This is a genomic window from Novosphingopyxis iocasae (assembly GCF_014334095.1).
Classification (GTDB): domain Bacteria; phylum Pseudomonadota; class Alphaproteobacteria; order Sphingomonadales; family Sphingomonadaceae; genus Novosphingopyxis; species Novosphingopyxis iocasae.
Window position 1 is genome coordinate 1,420,812 of the sequence record NZ_CP060495.1, and the last position, 19,138, is coordinate 1,439,949.

Genomic DNA, 19,138 nt, shown 5'->3' on the forward strand with positions numbered 1-19,138 from the left:
GGCCTCAGCGCGCCCTCAGGCCGTCGAACACATCGGCGAAGCTGGGCTGGTTGGCGTGGTTCAGGCCCGAACGTGCGGCCTCGATCACCAGCGGCTGCGGATGGCCGTGCAAGGTGGCAACGATGATCTGCTTGGCGGTCTCGTAGATTTTGTGATCTTCCTCGATGATCGCTTTCACCCGGTTCGCGATCGGGCCGACGATGCCGTAAGCCAGAAGCACGCCGAGAAAGGTGCCGACCAGCGCCGAGCCGATCATCTCGCCCAGAACTTCCGGCGGCTGATCGATCGCACCCATCGTCTTCACGACGCCGAGCACGGCGGCAACGATGCCGAGCGCGGGCAACGCGTCGGCCAGCCACTGCAGATTGTTCGCAGGGCCCATCGCTTCATGATGATGCGATTTCAGATGCTGATCGACCACATCCTCGACCGAATGAGGATCGAGGTCGCCCGAAGACACCACCACGAGGCGCAGGCTATCGCAAATCAGCGCCACCAATGTCTTGTCCGCAAGCAAACGCGGGAACTCAGCAAAAACTGCGCTATTCTGGGGATCTTCGACATGCGGCTCCAGGGCCACCGGCCCTTCGGAACGCATCATCTTCGTCAGCTTTCCGCACAGGAAGATGCAATCCAGATAATCCTGCCGCTTGTATTTCGGCCCCTTGAAGACCTTGGCGAAGCCGCCGCCGAGCGCTTTCAGGTCCGGCCCGCTATTGCCGATCACGATTGCGGCCACCGCCGCCCCGCCGATCACCATCATTTCGATGGGGAGCGCATGAAGCACGGCGCCGATATCACCACCGGAAATGATGAACCCTCCGAACACCATAACCAGAAGAATGACGAGACCGATTGCAACCATCATGACGGATAAATCCCTGTAGATCGCCGGGAACGGATGATCCGTCCGGCAGTGATCGGCTGAACGGCAGCCGGGTCGACTAGGTTAACGGCCACCGCGTCCTTCCATTAAGGCTGTTTTCAGACCGCGGGCGGCGATTAGCGGAGATAATCCATCAGCGATCTCTGCTCGATTTTCGCATACACCGCTTGTGCCGCCTCCAGCGAAACCTGGAGCGCCTGGAGACGGGTGATCGCTTCGCTGACATCGACCTCCTCAATCTCCTTGCGGCGACTGGCGAGAACGATGCGGCTTTCCGAATATTGCTCGCGCGCGCTGTTGAGACGGCCCTTCACGACGCCCTGCTCGGTCAGCATCTGGGTCATGTGATCGATGACCTTGTCGACCGGGCGTAGCATGCCTTCGCGTTCCGGCTGCGTGCCGGTGCGCATCGCATCGATCGCATCCTGAAACAGCTGTTCGATCGATGTCGTACCGCCGCTTCCGTCCGGAATGTTTTCCGCGATACGGGCATAGGTCGGGGAAGCGACGACATTGCGGGTCCCGCCGATCGGAACTTCAATCGCGATCGTCCCGAACAACTTGCCCCCGAACGGATCGCCCTGGTCGAGGATATCCCGGAAGTTGGCCCGGATGCCTTCCAGCTCGATCGCAATGCCCTCCCGGTCCACGGCGCTGACCGAATCATTGTTCGAAAGCACGATCAGTTCTTTTGCGCGCGTAAGGCCCGCTGCGATCTCGTTCATGCTCGATTCCGCCTGAACGGCGCGGGTTTCGGCACGTCCAATATTGGCCGTGGACGCCGCCTCGTCTGTCTGCTGTCGCGCGATGAGCGAGAGTTCCAGCCAGCCCTGCGGATCGTCCGAAGGAAGCACCAGCCGCTTGCCGCTGGAAATAGCCTCCTGCTGCTCGGCGATCGCCTTGCCCAGATTGAGCTGGGCCTGCACCGCGTCCCGCGGACGATTGCGATTGATGGACTGGACCATAAGCTTGGTTCCTTATGCGCGCGAAAGACGCGCCGGTCAGAAGATAGACAGGATCGACTGGGTGGTTTCTCGCGCGACCTGGATGACTCGGCTGGCGGCATCATAAGACTGCTGCAATCGGATGAGATCGGCAGTCTCGCGGTCCAGGTCGACGCGCGCCACATCATCGCGGCGGCTGCGCGAGTTGCGGTCCAGCGCGGTGGCGGCGGCCTGCTCGTTCTGTGCGGCGAGCACCAGATTGGAATGCCCCGCGATCAGCTGGTTCCAGTTCTGTTCGATACCACCGCTGGTTCGCAGACCAGCCAGCGCCACGAGATTGCCGTTGGGCTTGCCGGTGCTGTCCGCCACCGCGAGTTCTTCCGGCTTCGTGGCGATCAGCTGGATCCCGGCCGCGCCGCCCCCGGTGGTCACGAGCTGCTTTCCGGCCGCTCCTGCATCCGTCACCCCTCCGGCATGCCAGCTGTTCACCTGCGTCGCAAAATCCTCGGCCAGCTGGTCGAGTTGGGCCAGTTCGGTCGTCACGGCGCTGCGCGTGCGGCTGAGGCCGGCCAACATGCCATTGGCCGGAACCTTGCCCTCTTGCCCGTTTACATCGATGCGGAAGCTGCCATCGGGCCGATCGACCATGGTGAGCTTGGCCGATGTGGCGATGCCGGCGATTTCCATATCGGCATAGCTGACGGTGGCGATGCCATTATCGCCGAGTGAGATTTTCACATCCAGCCGCTCGCTCAGAACGGCGAGCACGGAGTCGCGATTGTCGAGCAGGCCGGCATGGGCCTGCGTGCCGGGCTGCGTGCGCCGCAAATCCAGATTGATGCTCGCCAGCGCCTCAAGGCTCTGCGTCATGCCGTTGACTTCGGACAAAGCGCGCGAGCCGATCTGATCCTTGGTCAGGTTCATGGTATCGGCAGTGCGGCGGAAGGTTTCGGCGGTGCTGTTGATCTCGTTGATGAAGGTGACGCGAAGCGCACTGTCGAAGGGAACCGCGGAAAGCTCCTGCGCGCGGGTGTAGAATTCGGTCAGCCGCTTGCCGACATGTTCGCCGGCATTGTCGAGCCCGGACTCGATGGCGCCGAGCCAGCTGGTTGCGGTTTCGGCGCGCACCAGCGCAGCGCCGCTCATGCGGACGGAGGCTTCCAGAAATTCGTCACCCGAGCGGGCAATTTCGCCGACCGCTACGCCGTTCAGCCCGCTCTGCACGGAGTAGAGCGGGTTCAGCGATCCGGTGATGGTGGCGTCGCCCAGGCGTACGGCGCGGCGGACGTAGTCGCCGTTTTCCGAATTGGCGATGTTCTGGGACACGGTGTCGAGCGCCGCAGTATAACCGCGCAGCGCAGACCGGCCGATGGAAAAAAGCCCGCTCATATCTTACCCTCGAACTGCTTCAGCAGAAGATCCGCGATGCCGAAGTCACCGGCCATGGAATCGGCCAGTTTGGAGTCCTGCATGTCGCGAAATTGCTCTGTTGCCTGATTGCCGAACAGATCATCGGCGAGCCCGGCGCTGCGCATCGAACCCAGCATCTGACGCAGGAATACCGACTCGAACGCCTTCGCGGCGGCTTCCAGCTCCTCATGCTTGCCAGACTTGGCGGGGGCGGAGGGGCTGGTGCCGGAAACGGCGCTGATCAGGGCAGTCGAGGCGGTGATATCGGTCACAGAATTACAAGCTCCGCTTTCAGCGCGCCGGCCTGTTTCAGCGCATCGAGGATGGCCAGAAGATCGCTGGGAGAGGCGCCGATCGCGTTGATCGACTGAACGATCTCGGAGAGCGAAGCCCCGCGGGTGATAAAGGCACTCGCCGGTTCTTCGCTGATGGCAATGTCGCTGCGCGGTTCTACCGCGGTACGGCCGCGGCTGAACGGTTCGGGCTGCACGACGACCGGGCTTTCCTGCACACGGACCGTGAGCGAGCCGTGGCTGACCGCGGCCGGGCTGATCCGCACCGCGCCGTTGATGACGACGGTGCCGGTGCGCGCGTTCACGATGACGCGGGCGGGCGCTTCGGCGGGCGTTACTTCCATATTCTCGATCGCGCCCATCAGCATGACCCGCGACTGAGGATCGAGCGGCGCGCGGATCGCAATGGAAACGGCATCGCTGGCGGTTGCCAGATCCTCACCGACCTGACCGTTGATGGCATCTGCAACGCGCAGCGCGGTGGTAAGATCGGCCTCGGCAAGGTTGAAGGTCAGGAACGGGCTCTGCTCGAACCCGGTCGCCACCGCACGCTCGACCGATGCACCGCCGGCGATGCGGCCTACGGACGGAATGTTCACCGTGGTGGTCGAGCCGTCGCGTCCCTCCACGCCCAGGCCGCCAACCGCGAGATTACCTTGCGCCATGGCGTAGATCTGTCCGTCGGCGCCTAAGAGCGGCATCATGATGAGCGTGCCGCCGCGCAGAGACTTTGCCTTGCCGATCGCCGACACGGTCACATCAATGCGCTGGCCAGGCTTGGCCATCGCCGGAAGATCGGCGGTGACCATGACGGCAGCGGCGTTCTTGGTGGCCGGATTGATGCCCGGTGGCAGCGTCAAGCCGAAGCGCGTGGTGACGCCCTTCATGGCGACAGTGGCATATTCCAGGCTGTCATCACCTGTGCCGGCCAGGCCGACCACGATTCCGTAGCCGGTCAGCTGGTTTGAGCGCAGACCCTGGAAGCTGCCGAGATCCTTGATCCGGTCCGCCGATGCCGGAGCGGCCGCCAGAAGCGCAGCCGAAAGAATCAGGCCGATGCGGGCGATGAGGTTTGCAAAACGGTTCATCAGAACGGGCTCACAATGTTGAAGAAGCGCTGCAGCCAGCCCTGCTTGCTGGCTTGGGCGATTTCGCCCTTGCCGCTATAATCGATATGGGCCTGCGCAACGCGGGTGGAGGGCACGACATTTTCCGGGCCGATATCGGCCATGCGAACCAGGCCGCTGAAGCGGACAAATTCGTCGCCGCGGTTCAGACGGATCAGCTTCTCGCCGCGCACCAGCATGGTGCCGTTGGGAAAGATTTCCGCCACGGTCACGCTGATCTGTCCGGTCAGCGCGTTGCTCTGCTGCGCGCTACCACCGCCCTTGAATTTGGTGCCCCCGGAAACGCTGACATCACTCGGATCGAACAAAGCGAACGGGCCGGTGGCGGGCGGCGTGATGCCGAAACTGCCATTGCGATCCACATTCGCGCTGTTGGTTTTCACCGCCTGGGTGCGTTCGACCAGCGCGATTGTGAGAAGATCCCCGATCCGAGCGGCGCGCGCGCCGCTGGTGAGCGCGGCATAGCCGTTCGCTGCCTGAAAGATGGAGCCGTTCGACGCGGCGACCGGCTGCGGCACCGGCGGGGGTGCAAGCGTGGCGGCATAGGCCGGATCGGGCCGTGCCTGCTGACTGGCGAAACAGGCCGAGAGTAGCGGCGCAGCGGCGAAAAGGACGAGCATGTTCTTCATTTTCGTCATCACCTTCACAGCTGCTGATTGGCGAACTGGAGCATTTCGTCCGTCGCCTTGATCATCTTGGAGTTCACTTCGTACGCCCTTTGGGTTTCGATCATGTCAACAAGCTCCTCGACAATGTTGACGTTCGATCCCTCGAGCATGCCCTGGCGCAGAACGCCCCGCCCTTCCTCGCCTGCCGCGCCCGTAATCGGCGCGCCGCTGGCTGCGGTTTCCTTCAGAAGATTGTTGCCGATCGATTCGAGACCGGCCGAATTGATGAAATTGCTGATCTCGATCCGACCCAGTTCGCTGGGCTCAGCCTGCCCGGCAAGCGTCGCGGAAACCGTGCCGTCTGCGCCGATGGTGATCGCGGTGGCGCCCTGCGGCACCTGGATCTGTGGCTGCAGCGGCAGACCTTCCGAGGTCACCATCGCGCCCTCAGCGGTGATGCTGAAATCGCCCGCGCGGGTATAAGCGGTGGAACCGTCGGGCATCTGCACCTGGAAATAGCCCGACCCCTGGATCGCGATGTCCATCGAATTGCCGGTGGTCTGAAGCGACCCTTGCGTATCGATGCGCGCGGTTCCCGCGACCGCCACACCCGTGCCGAGCGACAGGCCGGTGGCGAACTTGTTCTGCTGGTCCGCCGCCGCGCCCTTCTGGACGACCTGCTGATAAGCCAGCGTCTCGAACTGCGCGCGGTCCCGCTTGAAGCCGGTGGTGTTCACGTTCGCCAGGTTGTTGGCGATCACGCGCATCTTGGTGTTCTGTGCGTCGAGCCCGGTGCGGGCGACCTGCAAGGCTGAATTGCTCATTTACTCAGTCTCCGTTCGCGCCGCTTATCGCGGCGAATAATCGTGCCGCGGATCAGCGCGGCAGCTGCATGACGCTGGCGCCGCCATCGTCCATTTCCTTGGCGCTCTGCATCAGCTTGACCTGCGCTTCGTAAGCGCGGCTCGTTTCGATCATATCGACCAGAGCCTGGGTCATGTTGACGTTCGATCCTTCCAGCGCGCCGCTTTGCAGCCTTGCATCAGGATCAGACGGCAGAGCGCCGCCGTTCTTAACCCGGAAGAGGGTATCCTCCGCTTTAACCACCTCGCTGCCTTTCGGATTGACGAGGCGCAGGCGATCGATCTGCTGCGGCTGGTTGGGATCGCCCCCCTTGGGCACCACCCATACGCCGCCGTCTTCGGCGATCTGGATGCTGTCGGCGGGCGGCACGATCAGCGGGCCGCCCTCCCCCAGCACCGGGAAGCCATCGCCCGTCGTGAGCAGGCCGGTCTCGTTCATCATCAGATCGCCGCGGCGGGTGTAACCTTCATCCCCATTGGGTGCCTGCACGGCGAGCATGGTCTGCCCGTTCATTGCGATGTCGAGCGGGCGGCCGGTCTGTTCCACTGCGCCGGGGTTGAGATCGGCCGTCAGCACATATTCGTTCGGGCTCGCCCGGCTTTGCAGGCCCTCCCCATGGAGATATTGCGCCTGGGCGCTCACGATCTCGGCGCGAAAGCCGGTCGTGTCCGCGTTCGCCATGTTATGCGCGATCGCGGTCTGGCGATTCATCACCCCCTGCATGGCGCGAAGGCTGAGATGGATCATCCGGTCCATGGGTTTACTCCTACAAAACCAGCTACTTAACCGTCAGGCCGATCAGACCTGCAGGTTGACGATCGTCTGCGTCATGTTGTTGGCCGTCTCGATCGCCTGCGCGTTCGCCTGGAAGTTGCGCTGTGCGGCGATGAGCGAGACGAGCTCTTCGGTGATGTCGATGTTCGCCGTCTCAAGCGAACCGGAGCGCACCGTGCCGAGCGGACCGGTGCCGGCCTGCGATAGCTTTGCAGTTCCGGAAAGTCCGGTCGCTTGCCAATGTGCATCGCCCACTGGGCGCAGGTTCTCAACCGCGTCGAAGCTCGCCATCGCGAGCGCACCCAATGGCTGCTGGTTGCCGTTCGAGTAGGTGGCCGTGATCACACCATTGCTACCGACCGCAATATTGGCCAGCACCGCGTTGGCATCATTGGGGTCGGTGTCCGGCAGGACGAGATTGACCATGTCGGCGCTGTCGCTGGACGTGATGATGCCATCAGCATCCACGGGCAGCAGCTGCACGATGTTACCTGTGGAATCGACCACCTCACGTTGGTTGTTCACGCTGAACGACCCATTTCGAGTGTAGGTGATCGCTCCGCTCGTGGCGGGGCTTTTGACGGTGAAGAACCCGTCACCGGCGACAGCCAAATCCAGCGTGCGATCGGTCGATTCCAGGGTGCCCTGGGTAAACTGCTGGGTAATACCCTGCAGCTGCACGCCCTGACCGGCAATCATCTTCGTGGTCTGCGTCGGCGATGCGGCGAACAGGTCACCGAACTGCGCGCGGCTCTTCTTGAAACCAGTCGAGCTGCTGTTGGCGATATTGTTCGAGACCACCGAAAGATCGGACTGTGCCGCTTTCAGGCCGCTGAGCGAGGTAAGGAAGGACATGAGAGCTATTCTCCTTGGGGGTATTTCTGTTTGGAAAAGTTTTCGATCGCGTCAGCCTACGCCGCGGACGTCGGCGACATCGATTTGACCGGCGGGGGTTTTCAAAATTGCGCCTGATCCGCTTTTCGAGACGCCGACTGCCGACACGGGCAGCCAAGTTGATGTTGAAGACGGGATGGCACCGGATACCCGCACCTTCAGATTGCCGCGGTTCAGAGGCTGGCCGTTCTCGTCCACGCTCTTGAAAGCGAAAGGCACAGGGCCGGCCTCGAGAGAACCGCTCGTGCTGGAATCCACCACGCGGCCATCGGCGTCCACCAGCTCGATCGTGAGACGATCGGCGCTGCCGGGAAGCACGACCTCGCCGCGATACAGGCCGTTTGCATCCATCGCTGCAACATCGCCTTTGGCGAGCACATTCTTGCCGATGAACTGCGACGCCTCGGACAGCCGCGACGTGGAGAACGCCTCGGAAATATTTTTCAACGATTGATTCATCTCGGCGATGCCCGCAACACTGGAAAACTGCGCCATTTGCGCGACCATCTGCTGGTTATCGACCGGCTTGAACGGATCCTGGAATTTGATCTGCGCGGTCATCAGCTTCAGGAAGCTGCTTTGATCGAGCGTGCCGCCGCCGGTGGCGTTCATCGGCTGCGCCCGCGTCAGGCTGGCGGGGAGCGTGTTATCGATCGTACTCATTGGCCCATCTTCACGGTATCGAGGATCAGCGACTTGGCGGTCTGCATCACCTGCACATTGTTCTGATACTGACGGGCGGTCTCGATCATATCGATCAACTCGGCCGCCTCGTCGACGCCGGCGTCCCACACATTGCCGTCGGCATCGGCCAGCGGATTGGTGGGATCGTGCCGCATGCGCGGTTCGGTGTTGGACTTCACCACCTTCTCGACATCCACCGTGGCGATGCCGTCTCCGCCGGTTGCCGTGCGAAACACCGGCTTGATCGCACGGTAAGCTTCCTCGGCGCTCTTATAGACGGTGCGCGCATTGGCGAGGTTGGACGCGGTGGTGTTCATGCGCGTCAGCTGCGCGGACATCGCGCGGCCGGATATGTCGAAGATATTCATCGGTCCGGGCATGGGTTATTCTCCTCGGATCGCGCGGGTGAGCGTGTTCACGCGCGCCTCTAGGAAAGAGAGCGTGGTCGAATAGCCGACCGCGTTCTCGGCGAAGAGCGTCTGTTCGGTGGAAAGCTCGACCGTGTTGCCGTCGAGCGAGGTCTGCAGCGGGACGCGGTAGCCGGCATTGCCTTCCATCGCCTGCGTGGCATCCGATCCGCTTTTGCGGACCTGGCTCATCGCCTTCTCGAAATCGAGGTCGCGGGCCTTGTAGCCGGGCGTGGCGGCGTTCGCGATATTGGAAGCCAGCATCGACAGCCGCTGCGATCGCAGCTGAAGCGCGTCCCCGTGAATGCCGAAAATTTTGTCTGCCATAATATCATTTCCTGCTTAATCCCGCTCGCCATCTGCCGTTGACGACCTGTGGCGATCGGACTGCCGAGCATGACTAAGCAAAGGGCGTGCCAAACACGCGCCTGAGCGGCTTTGATCTGTTTTCGAGCGGTTTGGGGGGGCCATTGCCATCCGGGCGGCAGCATTTTGCCGCCCGGCAAGTTTTTGCCGGGTGAGTGAGGACCGCAATATGATGTCGATCCAATGGGCCCGCTTCCTGGATCCGGGCGCGCTTCTGCTGGTCGGCCTCGGCTGCCTGCTGGTCGCGCTGGTGCAGAACGGCATTCGCGGCATCATGATTGGTTTTGCGACATCGCTATCGCTTCACCGAACCGCGGACGCGGGCGAACAGGCGCGGCTTTCCAGCGTTATCGTGGAAGACATCGTCCGCCGCCGCGGGGTGAGCTGCGCCGACAGGCCGGCTTTGGCCTGCGCCTATACCGCCAAGCTCGCCAGTGAGATGTCCGATGCGCCGGACTTCGCGGCGTTCGCCCATATCGTCACGCAGGACAGCGCCACGCGCAACGCGGCGCGCGCGGTCGCGGTTCAGATGTGGGAGGATATCGCCGATGCGGCGCCCGCGCTCGGCATGCTCGGCACCGTCATCGGCCTGGTCGAGATGTTCGGGCGCATGGAGAGCGTCGAGGGCCTTGGCACTGCGATGGCACTATGCCTGCTTACCAGCCTGTACGGCCTTGCCTTTGCGCATCTGATCGCCGGACCGATCGCGCGCCGCCTCCAAATGCTGGGCGGGCGCGAGGCGGCCTGGCAGACCGAAATCAGCGATCGCATGCTTGCGCTGGCCCGCGCCGAATATCCCGATCGCGCGCCGCGGCGGCCTGTGGTGCCAATCCTGGGCGATCCGCCCGATACGCTCCAGCCAAAGGAAGCGGCCACTCCATGACATCGAAACGCTCCATGGTCGGATTTATTGACCTGTCGCTGATCCTGCTCGGTTCCGTCGCGCTGATCGGCGAACTGCACCAGCGCGAACTCGTCGACCATCCTCTGGTGAGCAGGCGCGAGGATATGGAACGCGGCAACAGCGTGACCGTCGCTATCGGCCGCCTGTTCGAACCGGGCGAGGCACGCCTTTCGGTACAGGGCGACAGCTGGGTGCGGAACATGGCGCGCACCGCCGGCGGGCAGCGCGTTTCCGTTCGGGTTGCAATCGACGATCGTCACGGCAATGCACGTCTCGACGGCTGGGAACAGGCCGCCGCGCGGACCGCCGCGATCATGTACGCGCTCGAACGCGGCGGCGTACCGTCCGATCATATTGATCCGACCGTCCCGCCTCATGCTGGCGGTGCAGAAGGAATCACCGTCACGATTAGCGGCTGAAATTTTGGCATGCCCCTTGCTTTGGAATGACCGACAGTCTTTTCGATCCGAGGATTCGAACCCATGCGCCCTGCCCTTCTTCCGACCGCAATCGCCGCCGCCGCTGCAATAGCCATTGCACCGGCCGCAGCCGCCGGCTTCCAGAATCTGACCGATCTCGACGTGGCGGTGGCCGCCCATATGGGCGCCGAAATTGGTGAGCCGGGCGGTGCACGCGCGCCGGTCGACCGCCGTCTGAAGCTGAAAGCCTGCCCGGAGGCACCTGCCGTATCCGGCCCCGTACTCGGCGCCGCGATCGTCCGCTGCGAGCCTGTCGGCTGGTCGATCCGGGTACCGCTGAAGCTCGACGCAGCGACGCGCAGCTCCGCAGCATCGCCTGCCGTAAGGGTGAAGGAAGAAGACGCCGTCAGCCGCGGCCAGGCCGTCCGGCTCACCGTAGAGGGCGCCGGCTTCGCTATTTCCCGCACCATGATAGCAGACAAGAACGGCAAGATCGGCGACATGATCTCGGTCCGCGCGGACCGGATGGCCAAGCCCATTCTGGCGCGTGTCGTCGATATCGGCGAGGTGTCGGTTCCGGGCAGCTGAGCCCCGCTTCCGCGAGCGCCGAATTTTTTTTAAAGTTTTTCTTAAAGTCCAACCTCAGCTGCCGTTACCGGTACCGAGACACTGAAAGAGGTTATCATGAAACTCGATCGTACCACCGGCTACAGCCCCGTTTCCACGGCGGCATTGCGAGGCGGCAGTGCCAAGGCGGTTTCTTCCATCGGCGCGGGCCGCCCCGCCAGCAACGAGACTTCGGTGCGTCAATCCGACGCAGCGACGATCGCCAGCGAAGGCGCGCCCGTCGATCAGGCCAAGATCGCCGAAATCCGCGCCGCCATCGCGGAGGGAAGCTACATCGTCGATCCGCAAAAGCTTGCGCAGAAAATGATCGCGCTCGACCTCTATAGCGAAGGCTGACGCGGCATATGCCGATCCTTTCGATCCAGACCGCGCAAGAACGTCTGATCGCCGCGCTCGACGCCGGTGACGCGCAGGACATCATGACCGCCACGGGCGAACTTTCCACGCTGATCGATGAATTGCGTGATCTGCCGGCGATCTATGCCGACAACGACACGCGCGAAGCGTTTGAGCGGATCGACAAGCTATCCCACGCCGCTGCCTTGCGGCTGCGCATGCTGACCGATCATACGCGTCAGAAGCTTGAGCTGCTCGGCCACGAAGATCGGCGCTTGCGCTACGGCCCCCGCGCCGCCTGACCGACAGTTTTATCACGAATATCGGGGCCGCCTTGCGCGGCCTTTTGTCGTGATGGGCCACATATCCGTTCAGATAGTTAATCAGGACCGTTGAGCGGAATCATTTCACTGAATTGGCACAACTCTTGCTGATCTTCCACCGAAACAGGAGACGGCAAATGCCATCGGAAATCAGCAACTACGCGAGAATGGGGGGTGACCGCATCACCCGTGCCATCGCGCAGTCGGCGCGCAAAACCGGTGTCGATTTCGACTATCTGATGGGTCAGGCCCGCATCGAAAGCGGCATGAACCCAAACGCTAAGGCACCCACCAGCTCGGCCACCGGCCTCTATCAGTTCATCAGCCAGAGCTGGCTGGCCGTGGTCGATCAGCATGGCGCGAACCATGGGCTCGACTGGGCGGCTAACGCCATCGGCAAGGATTCACGCGGCCGCTACACCGTGTCCGATCCCGGCATGCGCCAGGCGATCCTCGATCTGCGCAAGAACCCGGAAGTCGCCGCTGCGATGGCCGGGGAGTTCGCGTCCGACAACAAGGATTACCTCGAAAGCCGGCTGGGCCGGGAGATGGCGCCCGTCGATCTCTACCTCGCCCACTTCCTGGGTGCGGGCGGGGCGGCGAAGTTTCTTTCCGCCCACGCATCGAACCCGGATGCAGCCGCCGCGCCCCATTTCGGCAAGGCGGCAAGCGCCAACCGCAACATCTTCTACGCCTCGGGCGGGCGCATGCGCAGCTTCGACGAAATCCGCAGCCGCTTCGCCGCCAAGCTGGGTGACGGCGCGAATATGCCGATGGGCGGCAACAATGCGCCGGGCGGCAACGACATGCCGTACGTCCAGCCTGCCGACTATCTTCGCCTCGCCAGTCAGCGCCAGGCACCTTCCGGAACCGACCTCAACCGTAACGACAATGCGCGCCTTGCCTACATGCTGCTCGCATCGATGGGAGCCTGATCGCTCGTATGAACGCCCAATCCACCAAGCCCGGCAATGGCTTTCTCGCTCTGCTCGATATCCGCTCGGCGCTGTTGCCGCTGGCGACGCTCCTGCTCGTCGTGTTCCTGGTCCTGCCGGTACCCGCCTTCGTGCTGGACGTCGGCTTCATCACCAACATCATGATCTCGCTCGCAGTTCTGATGGTGGCGCTGAACGCCACCAAGCCGCTCGATTTCTCCAGCTTCCCGACGGTCCTTCTGTTCGCGACGCTGCTGCGCCTTGGCCTCAACGTCGCCTCGACGCGCGTCGTGCTGGTGTCCGGCAATGAGGGTGGTGACGCCGCGGGCCATGTGATCGAAGCCTTCGGTTCGATGCTGATCGGCGGCGACTATGTCGTCGGCCTGTTCGTGTTTGCGATCCTGATGATCATCAACATGGTCGTCATCACCAAGGGTGCGGGCCGCGTGTCGGAAGTCAGCGCTCGCTTCACCCTGGACGCCCTGCCCGGCAAGCAGATGGCGATCGACGCCGATCTGGGCGCCGGCCTCATCACGCCGGAAGAAGCCAAGCAGCGCCGCGTGGACGTTGCCACTGAAGCCGATTTCTACGGATCGATGGACGGTGCCAGCAAGTTCGTGAAGGGCGATGCCATTGCCGGCGTGCTGATCCTCGTGATCAACATCGTCGGCGGTATCGTGCTGGGCGTTACCAGCCATGACATGGCGCTCGGCGATGCGGCGTCCACCTACACCATGCTCGCCATCGGCGACGCGCTGGTGGCGCAGGTGCCAGCCCTGCTGCTGTCGATTGCGGCGGCGGCCATCGTCACCCGCGTTTCCTCGCCCTTCGATCTTGGCGGCCAGATTTCCTCTCAGTTCGGATCGCACAAGGCCTGGATTCCCGTGGCGGCAATCCTGACGATCCTGGGCGTCCTGCCCGGCATGCCGCATATGATCATCCTGCCGGCAGCCGGCGTTGCCGCCTACTTCGCCTATCGCTTCTCGCGCCCTGCGCCGGAAGAGGAAGAGGTCGAAGACGCGCCCCCGCCCAATCCCAATCTCATCAACTGGAGCGATGTTTCCGACGAAGCGATGCTCGGTATCGAAGTCGGCTACGCGCTCACCGCGCTGGTGGATGAGCGCAAGGATGCGCCGTTGATGAAGCGCGTGACCGGCATCCGCAAGCAGCTGTCCAAAGAGCTCGGCTTCGTAATCCCGCTGGTGCGGATCAAGGACGATCTGACGCTCGATCCCAACGCCTATCGCATCACAATCGGCGGCACGGTAATCGGCGAAGACGTGATCTGGCCCGAGGATATGCTGGCCATCGACAGCGGCGATATCGACGAGGAGATCGAAGGCCGCGTCTGCAAGGACCCTACCTTCGGCATGGATGCCCGCTGGATCTCGCCCGACAAACGGCCCGAGGCGATCGTGTCTGGATACACTGTGGTCGACGCTTCCACCGTACTCGCCACACATCTCAACCACATGATCCGTCTCAACGCCGCGCAGCTGTTCGGCATGGACGAGACCAAGATGCTGCTAGACAACTTGAAGGAGCGCGCGCCGGAGCTCGTCGAAGGGCTCACCCCCAAGGCGCTGTCGCTCTTCGCGGTATCCGCGGTCTGCCGCGCGCTGCTGATCGAAGGCGTTCCGCTGAAGGACTTCCGCCGCCTCTGCTCGGCCATGGTCGAGGCCACCGGCGATGGCTGCACCGATATCCCGACGGTGGTGGAGCGCGTGCGCCAGCGTATCGGTTCCATCATCATCCAGTCGCTCGTTCCCGTCAGCATGCCGCTGCCGGTGGTCACGCTCGACCCGGAGCTGGAAGGTCTTATCGGCCAGTCGATCAAGGTGGCGGGCGATGCCAGCTTCCCGATCGAGCCGGGCCTCGGCCAGCGCATCCTTGCCGCCATCGAGGAATCGAGCGAACGGCTGATGCTGCGCCAACAGAGCTTTGCGCTGGTCACCTCGCCCGCCGCCCGCAAGGCGTTGTCGGACCTGCTCCGTCCGCGCTTCCCCGACACCCCCGTGCTTTCCTTCCGCGAATTGCCCGACGACAAACCGGTCGAGGTGATCGCCACGGTCGGCGGGCAGCAGGAGGCAGTGCCGGCACCCGCACCCGCCCCGCAAGCCAAGCACAGCTTCACACAGCTTTAACAGGAGGCCGTGACGATGACTTTTCAGCCCCAGCACAGCCTTACCTACGGTCGCACGCCGTCCCGGCAAAAACCGCAGCAGCTGGTCGAGGATCACATTCCGCTGGTGCGCAAGATCGCCTGGCATGTCTCAGGCCGTGCGCCATCCAGTATCGAGGTGGAGGACCTGATCCAGATCGGCCTGATCGCCCTTATCGAAGCGGCGCGGCGCTATGAAGATCAGGGCCACCAGTTTTCCACCTATGCCGGCACGCGCATTCGAGGGGCGATGATGGATCATCTGCGCGCCCAGTCCAATCTCTGCCGATCCGCCCTGCAATTCCGGCGCGATCTGCGCCGGGCGCAGGAAAAGCTGATGGGACAGCTGGGGCGCGAGCCGGGCGAAAGCGAACTGGCCGCCGAAATGGGCTTGGGCGCATCAGAATTTCTGGCCCGCTTCGATCAGGCGGCCGACGTCCAGATGGAATCGATGGACGAGGTATATTCCGAACACAGCGTCTGGTTCGCCTCCGAGGAGGATGGCGCGGATGTGGCGCTGGAACGCGATCAGCTGCAGCAGCTCGTCCAGGCCGGGATCGGTACGCTCAGCGAGCGTGAACAAATGGTTTTGCAATTGTTCTTCGTCGAAGAACTGAACCTCGAAGAAATCGGCGCCGTCCTAGGCGTAACTGCCGCGCGCGTATGTCAGATCAAGAAAGCCGCGCTCGATACCATGCGCAAGCGACTGGCGGCTCAGATGGGCTGAACGGGCACGCTCTTTTTATCGAATGAGCGTCTTTAAAGACATCATCAAAAAGCCCCCGCCGGATCGACCGGCGGGGGCTTTTTTGTAAAATTTGAGAGGATCGAGACCGTCTTGCGCTTAACGCAGCAAGCTGAGGACGCCCTGCTGGCTCTGGTTGGCCTGTGCGAGCATCGCGGTGGATGCCTGGTTCAGGATCTGGAACTTCGCCATTGCGGTCGATTCCTGCGAGAAATCCGCGTCCTGGATACGGCTGCGGCTTTCGGACAGGTTGGTAATGCGGTCGTCCAGGCTGCTGACGGTAGCCTGCAGGCGATTCTGCGAGGCACCAAGACCGGCCTGTGCGGTGGTCACCGTGCTGAGGGCGGCATCGAGCGAACTCAGCGCGGCGGTAGCGCCAACATCAGTGCTGATGTCGATGGCGGCCACGGTCGTGGTACCATCGGTAAGCTGCGACGTACGAACATCTGCAATGCTGACGGTAACCTGCTGGTTCGCATTTGCACCGGTCTGGATGGCGACCGACTTCGCCGCACCAGCGGTAACTCCATCGCCCTTCAGAAGATCGACGCCGTTGAACGTCGTATTGTCGGTAATGCTGGTGATCTGATCCTTGAGCGCGGCAACCTCCTTCTGCAGGTTGGCACGGTCAGCCGTGCCCAGCGTGCCGTTGGCAGACTGCACTGCTAGCTCGCGCATACGCTGCAGCGAGTTGGTGATCTGGTTCATGCCGCCCTCGGCGGTCTGAACGAGCGAAATACCGTCATTCGCATTGCGCTTGGCCATATTGAGGCCGCGCACTTCCGAAGTCATTTTAGTGGCAATGGCAAGGCCGGCGGCATCGTCGCTGGCGGTGTTGATACGCTGCCCGGTCGACAGGCGTTCCATCGTCTTGCTGAGGCCCATTTCGGCTCGTGTTGATGCCGTGGTGGCGCGCATCGCCGAAACATTGGTTCCGATAACAGTCATGTTCGTTCCTTTTCCCGTTGCGGCGACAAGTCTAGCAGTATTCGCCTCATGTTATTTGACGGGACATGTCCGTTATTTTTAAGCTCTTTTATTGATTAGATGAGGTTTTCTTATGGTTAATAAAAGACTAACTATTATATACCAAAAAAAAGGCGCCCGCCGGACAGACCGACGGACGCCAGTATCGTCTCCGGAGCGGATCGATCCCGAAGGACCGACCCGCCACCCCGAAGGATCAGCGCAGCAGGCTGAGAACCCCCTGCTGGCTTTGGTTGGCCTGCGCCAGCATCGCAGTGGATGCCTGGTTCAGGATCTGGAATTTCGCCATTGCGGTCGACTCGGTCGAGAAGTCGGCATCCTGGATGCGGCTGCGGCTTTCCGACAGGTTCGTGACGCGGTCGTCCAGGCTGCTGACGGTTGCCTGCAGGCGGTTCTGCGAGGCACCGAGATCGGCCTGTCCGGTGGTCACCGTGCTCAGCGCGGCATCGAGAATGCCCAGGGCCGCGGTAGCACCTGCACCGTAGGAGATATCGATGTTGGAAACGATGGCGTCGACATCGGTCGTTCCATCGGCTGCCTTAAACGTCTCCTGGGTGGTACCGTCAGCCTGGAACTGCTTGAGCGAGGTGGTCTGAACATCAGCGATGTTGATCGTGACCTGCTGGCCCGCACCCGCACCGGTCTGGATCGCGACCGACTTCGCACCGCCGGCACCATCGCCCTTCAGGAGGCTAACGCCGTTGAAGGTCGTGTTGTCGGCGACGCTGGTGATCTGATCCTTCAGCGCGGCAACTTCCTTCTGAAGGTTCGCGCGGTCCGCATCGCCGAGCGTGCCGTTGGCTGACTGAACCGCCAGCTCACGCATACGCTGCAGCGAGTTGGTGATCTGATTCATGCCGCCTTCGGCCGTCTGGGCCAGAGAGATACCGTCGTTCGCATTGCGCTTGGCCATATTGAGGCCGCGCACTTCCGAAGTCATCTTGGTGGCGATAGCGAGGCCGGCAGCGTCGTCGCTGGCGGAGTTGATGCGCTGGCCGGTCGACAGACGTTCCATCGTCTTGCTGAGGCCCATTTCGGCCCGCGTGGACGCCGTGGTGGCGCGCATCGCGGAAACATTGGTTCCGATAACAGTCATGTTTGTTCCTTTTTCCCTTGGTGGGGCGACCGGTTAGGGACGCCTCGGAAACTGTAACGGTCGTGAAATCTGAAACTTAAGCCGAAATATTATTTTTTTTCAAAAGTATATCGGATATAGTTAAGACGTTTTAATAGGCGTCAACCGAACCGAATAACAATTCTCTACTGCCTCGAACGCCTGCCCGGCTTCCGGACAGACGTATCGAGACTGTGAAGGGCGGATACCAGCCCGCCCTTTTGATCAGTGTCCTTACCCGCGCAGGAGGCTCAGGACGCCCTGCTGGCTCTGGTTGGCCTGCGCCAGCATCGCGGTCGATGCTTCATTCAGGATCTTGTACTTGGCGAGCTGCGTAGATTCCTGCGAGAAGTCGGCATCCTGGATGCGGCTGCGCGCTTCGGAAAGGTTGGTCACGCGGTCGGTGAGGCTGCTGACCGTGGCTTGCAGGCGGTTCTGTGAAGCACCCAGATCAGCCTGTGCGGTAGTCACCGACTTCAGGGCATCGTCCAAAATGGACAGCGCGTTTTGCGCACCGAGCGTGGTGTCGATATTGACCTGATCGACCGTGGCATCGACCGCGGTATCCGCGCCGGCTGCGTCCTTCTGCTTCGATTTGGTCGTTCCGTCGGCCTCATAGGAGCCGAGCGTGGCTGCCTGCACGTCGGAGAGCGTGATCACTACATTCTGACCAACCTGCGCGCCGGTCTGGATGTTGATCGCGCCACCCTTCAGCAGATCGACGTCGTTGAACTTCGTGTTGGCTGTGATGTCGCCGATCTGGCTGATCAGGGCGGACACTTCCTTCTGCAGGTTGACGCGATCGTCATTGCCCAGCGTTCCGTTGGCCGACTGCACGGCCAGTTCCCGCATACGCTGCAGCATGTTCGTGATCTGGTTCATGCCGCCTTCGGCGGTCTGCGCCAGGGAGATGCCGTCATTGGAGTTGCGGATCGCCATGGTAAGGCCGCGCACTTCCGAAGTCATCTTGGTGGAGATGGCGAGGCCTGCTGCGTCGTCGCTAGCGGTGTTGATGCGCTGGCCGGTCGACAGGCGTTCCATCGCCTTGCTGAGGCCCATTTCGGCGCGGTTCGAAGCAGTGGCGGCGCGCATTGCGGAGATGTTGGTTCCGATGACGGTCATGATAAATTCCTTTACGTTGTTCCCAGACCGGTCTGTTTGTTCGCCGGTTCGAAATGGGTAACGGTCAGGTTCCGGGGCCATTAAACAAAAAAATCGACCGGCCCCGCGCCGCCAATTTTCCGGCTTTATATATAGGGCGCCAAATTTTTGACGTTTCCGCCGGGCGGCTGACGGCCCGCTGACGCAAATCCCCCTCCCCCTTTGTTCA

Annotated in this window: 23 protein-coding genes; 8 read left to right on the top strand and 15 right to left on the bottom strand. The window is 62.3% G+C overall.

Annotation, left to right across the window (positions count from 1 at the left end):
• Window positions 1-4 precede the first annotated feature (4 nt).
• The 12 genes from motA to flgB form a co-directional block, all read right to left on the bottom strand.
• A complete protein-coding gene (gene motA / locus H7X45_RS06730; protein ID WP_187336729.1) occupies window positions 5-868 on the bottom strand; it encodes a flagellar motor stator protein MotA in 864 nt (287 codons plus the stop codon).
• Window positions 869-1,002: 134 nt separating this feature from the next.
• A complete protein-coding gene (locus H7X45_RS06735) occupies window positions 1,003-1,851 on the bottom strand; it encodes a flagellin (protein ID WP_187336730.1) in 849 nt (282 codons plus the stop codon).
• A 36-nt stretch (window positions 1,852-1,887) separates the two neighbouring features.
• Window positions 1,888-3,219 carry a flagellar hook-associated protein FlgK gene (locus H7X45_RS06740; RefSeq protein WP_187336731.1) on the bottom strand — a complete coding sequence of 444 codons (1,332 nt, stop codon included), beginning with the start codon at window positions 3,217-3,219 and terminating at the stop codon, window positions 1,888-1,890.
• Window positions 3,216-3,512 (bottom strand): rod-binding protein, encoded by a 297-nt coding sequence (locus H7X45_RS15225; RefSeq protein WP_246449783.1) that lies wholly within the window; start codon window positions 3,510-3,512, stop codon window positions 3,216-3,218. The genes H7X45_RS06740 and H7X45_RS15225 overlap by 4 nt, the downstream gene beginning before the upstream one ends.
• Window positions 3,509-4,621 (bottom strand): flagellar basal body P-ring protein FlgI, encoded by a 1,113-nt coding sequence (locus H7X45_RS06750; RefSeq protein WP_187336732.1) that lies wholly within the window; start codon window positions 4,619-4,621, stop codon window positions 3,509-3,511. The genes H7X45_RS15225 and H7X45_RS06750 overlap by 4 nt, the downstream gene beginning before the upstream one ends.
• Window positions 4,621-5,289 (bottom strand): flagellar basal body L-ring protein FlgH, encoded by a 669-nt coding sequence (locus H7X45_RS06755; protein ID WP_187336733.1) that lies wholly within the window; start codon window positions 5,287-5,289, stop codon window positions 4,621-4,623. Before H7X45_RS06755 ends, H7X45_RS06750 begins: the two co-directional genes overlap by 1 nt.
• 14 nt (window positions 5,290-5,303) lie before the next feature.
• Entirely contained in the window at window positions 5,304-6,092 is a 789-nt protein-coding gene (gene flgG, locus H7X45_RS06760; RefSeq protein WP_187336734.1) for a flagellar basal-body rod protein FlgG, read from the bottom strand.
• Window positions 6,093-6,144: 52 nt separating this feature from the next.
• Window positions 6,145-6,888 carry a flagellar basal body rod protein FlgF gene (locus tag H7X45_RS06765; protein WP_187336735.1) on the bottom strand — a complete coding sequence of 248 codons (744 nt, stop codon included), beginning with the start codon at window positions 6,886-6,888 and terminating at the stop codon, window positions 6,145-6,147.
• A 42-nt stretch (window positions 6,889-6,930) separates the two neighbouring features.
• On the bottom strand, window positions 6,931-7,761 hold the full coding sequence (locus tag H7X45_RS06770) for a flagellar hook-basal body complex protein (RefSeq protein ID WP_187336736.1): 831 nt from the start codon (window positions 7,759-7,761) through the stop codon (window positions 6,931-6,933).
• Window positions 7,762-7,812: 51 nt separating this feature from the next.
• On the bottom strand, window positions 7,813-8,412 hold the full coding sequence (locus H7X45_RS06775) for a flagellar hook assembly protein FlgD (RefSeq protein ID WP_187336737.1): 600 nt from the start codon (window positions 8,410-8,412) through the stop codon (window positions 7,813-7,815).
• 47 nt (window positions 8,413-8,459) lie between these two features.
• A complete protein-coding gene (flgC, locus tag H7X45_RS06780; protein WP_187337029.1) occupies window positions 8,460-8,852 on the bottom strand; it encodes a flagellar basal body rod protein FlgC in 393 nt (130 codons plus the stop codon).
• Window positions 8,853-8,867: 15 nt separating this feature from the next.
• On the bottom strand, window positions 8,868-9,218 hold the full coding sequence (gene flgB, locus H7X45_RS06785) for a flagellar basal body rod protein FlgB (RefSeq protein WP_187336738.1): 351 nt from the start codon (window positions 9,216-9,218) through the stop codon (window positions 8,868-8,870).
• 208 nt (window positions 9,219-9,426) lie between these two features.
• On the opposite strand from flgB, the gene H7X45_RS06790 reads away from it, so the two are divergent.
• From H7X45_RS06790 to H7X45_RS06825, 8 genes are all read left to right on the top strand, one after another.
• Entirely contained in the window at window positions 9,427-10,140 is a 714-nt protein-coding gene (locus H7X45_RS06790; protein ID WP_214645527.1) for a MotA/TolQ/ExbB proton channel family protein, read from the top strand.
• On the top strand, window positions 10,137-10,580 hold the full coding sequence (locus tag H7X45_RS06795; RefSeq protein WP_187336740.1) for a uroporphyrinogen-III synthase: 444 nt from the start codon (window positions 10,137-10,139) through the stop codon (window positions 10,578-10,580). The genes H7X45_RS06790 and H7X45_RS06795 overlap by 4 nt, the downstream gene beginning before the upstream one ends.
• 63 nt (window positions 10,581-10,643) lie before the next feature.
• Window positions 10,644-11,168 carry a flagella basal body P-ring formation protein FlgA gene (locus H7X45_RS06800; RefSeq protein WP_187336741.1) on the top strand — a complete coding sequence of 175 codons (525 nt, stop codon included), beginning with the start codon at window positions 10,644-10,646 and terminating at the stop codon, window positions 11,166-11,168.
• A gap of 96 nt (window positions 11,169-11,264) precedes the next feature.
• Window positions 11,265-11,543, top strand: a complete 279-nt coding sequence (flgM, locus tag H7X45_RS06805; RefSeq protein ID WP_187336742.1) for a flagellar biosynthesis anti-sigma factor FlgM — start codon at window positions 11,265-11,267, stop codon at window positions 11,541-11,543.
• An 8-nt stretch (window positions 11,544-11,551) separates the two neighbouring features.
• A complete protein-coding gene (locus tag H7X45_RS06810; RefSeq protein WP_187336743.1) occupies window positions 11,552-11,845 on the top strand; it encodes a hypothetical protein in 294 nt (97 codons plus the stop codon).
• A 158-nt stretch (window positions 11,846-12,003) separates the two neighbouring features.
• A complete protein-coding gene (locus tag H7X45_RS06815) occupies window positions 12,004-12,801 on the top strand; it encodes a transglycosylase SLT domain-containing protein (protein ID WP_187336744.1) in 798 nt (265 codons plus the stop codon).
• An 8-nt stretch (window positions 12,802-12,809) separates the two neighbouring features.
• The gene (flhA, locus tag H7X45_RS06820; protein ID WP_187336745.1) at window positions 12,810-14,945 is read left to right on the top strand and encodes a flagellar biosynthesis protein FlhA; all 2,136 of its coding nucleotides are present in this window, start codon (window positions 12,810-12,812) and stop codon (window positions 14,943-14,945) included.
• Window positions 14,946-14,960: 15 nt separating this feature from the next.
• A complete protein-coding gene (locus H7X45_RS06825) occupies window positions 14,961-15,689 on the top strand; it encodes a sigma-70 family RNA polymerase sigma factor (protein WP_187336746.1) in 729 nt (242 codons plus the stop codon).
• A gap of 117 nt (window positions 15,690-15,806) precedes the next feature.
• On the opposite strand, the gene H7X45_RS06830 is transcribed toward H7X45_RS06825, so the two are convergent.
• The 3 genes from H7X45_RS06830 to H7X45_RS06840 all read right to left on the bottom strand — a co-directional run bounded on the left by H7X45_RS06830 (window position 15,807) and on the right by H7X45_RS06840 (window position 18,930).
• Complete coding sequence (locus tag H7X45_RS06830; protein ID WP_187336747.1) at window positions 15,807-16,655, bottom strand: flagellin N-terminal helical domain-containing protein; 849 nt, start codon at window positions 16,653-16,655, stop codon at window positions 15,807-15,809.
• 235 nt (window positions 16,656-16,890) lie between these two features.
• The gene (locus tag H7X45_RS06835; RefSeq protein ID WP_187336748.1) at window positions 16,891-17,790 is read right to left on the bottom strand and encodes a flagellin N-terminal helical domain-containing protein; all 900 of its coding nucleotides are present in this window, start codon (window positions 17,788-17,790) and stop codon (window positions 16,891-16,893) included.
• 252 nt (window positions 17,791-18,042) lie between these two features.
• A complete protein-coding gene (locus H7X45_RS06840; RefSeq protein ID WP_187336749.1) occupies window positions 18,043-18,930 on the bottom strand; it encodes a flagellin N-terminal helical domain-containing protein in 888 nt (295 codons plus the stop codon).
• Window positions 18,931-19,138: the final 208 nt, after the last annotated feature.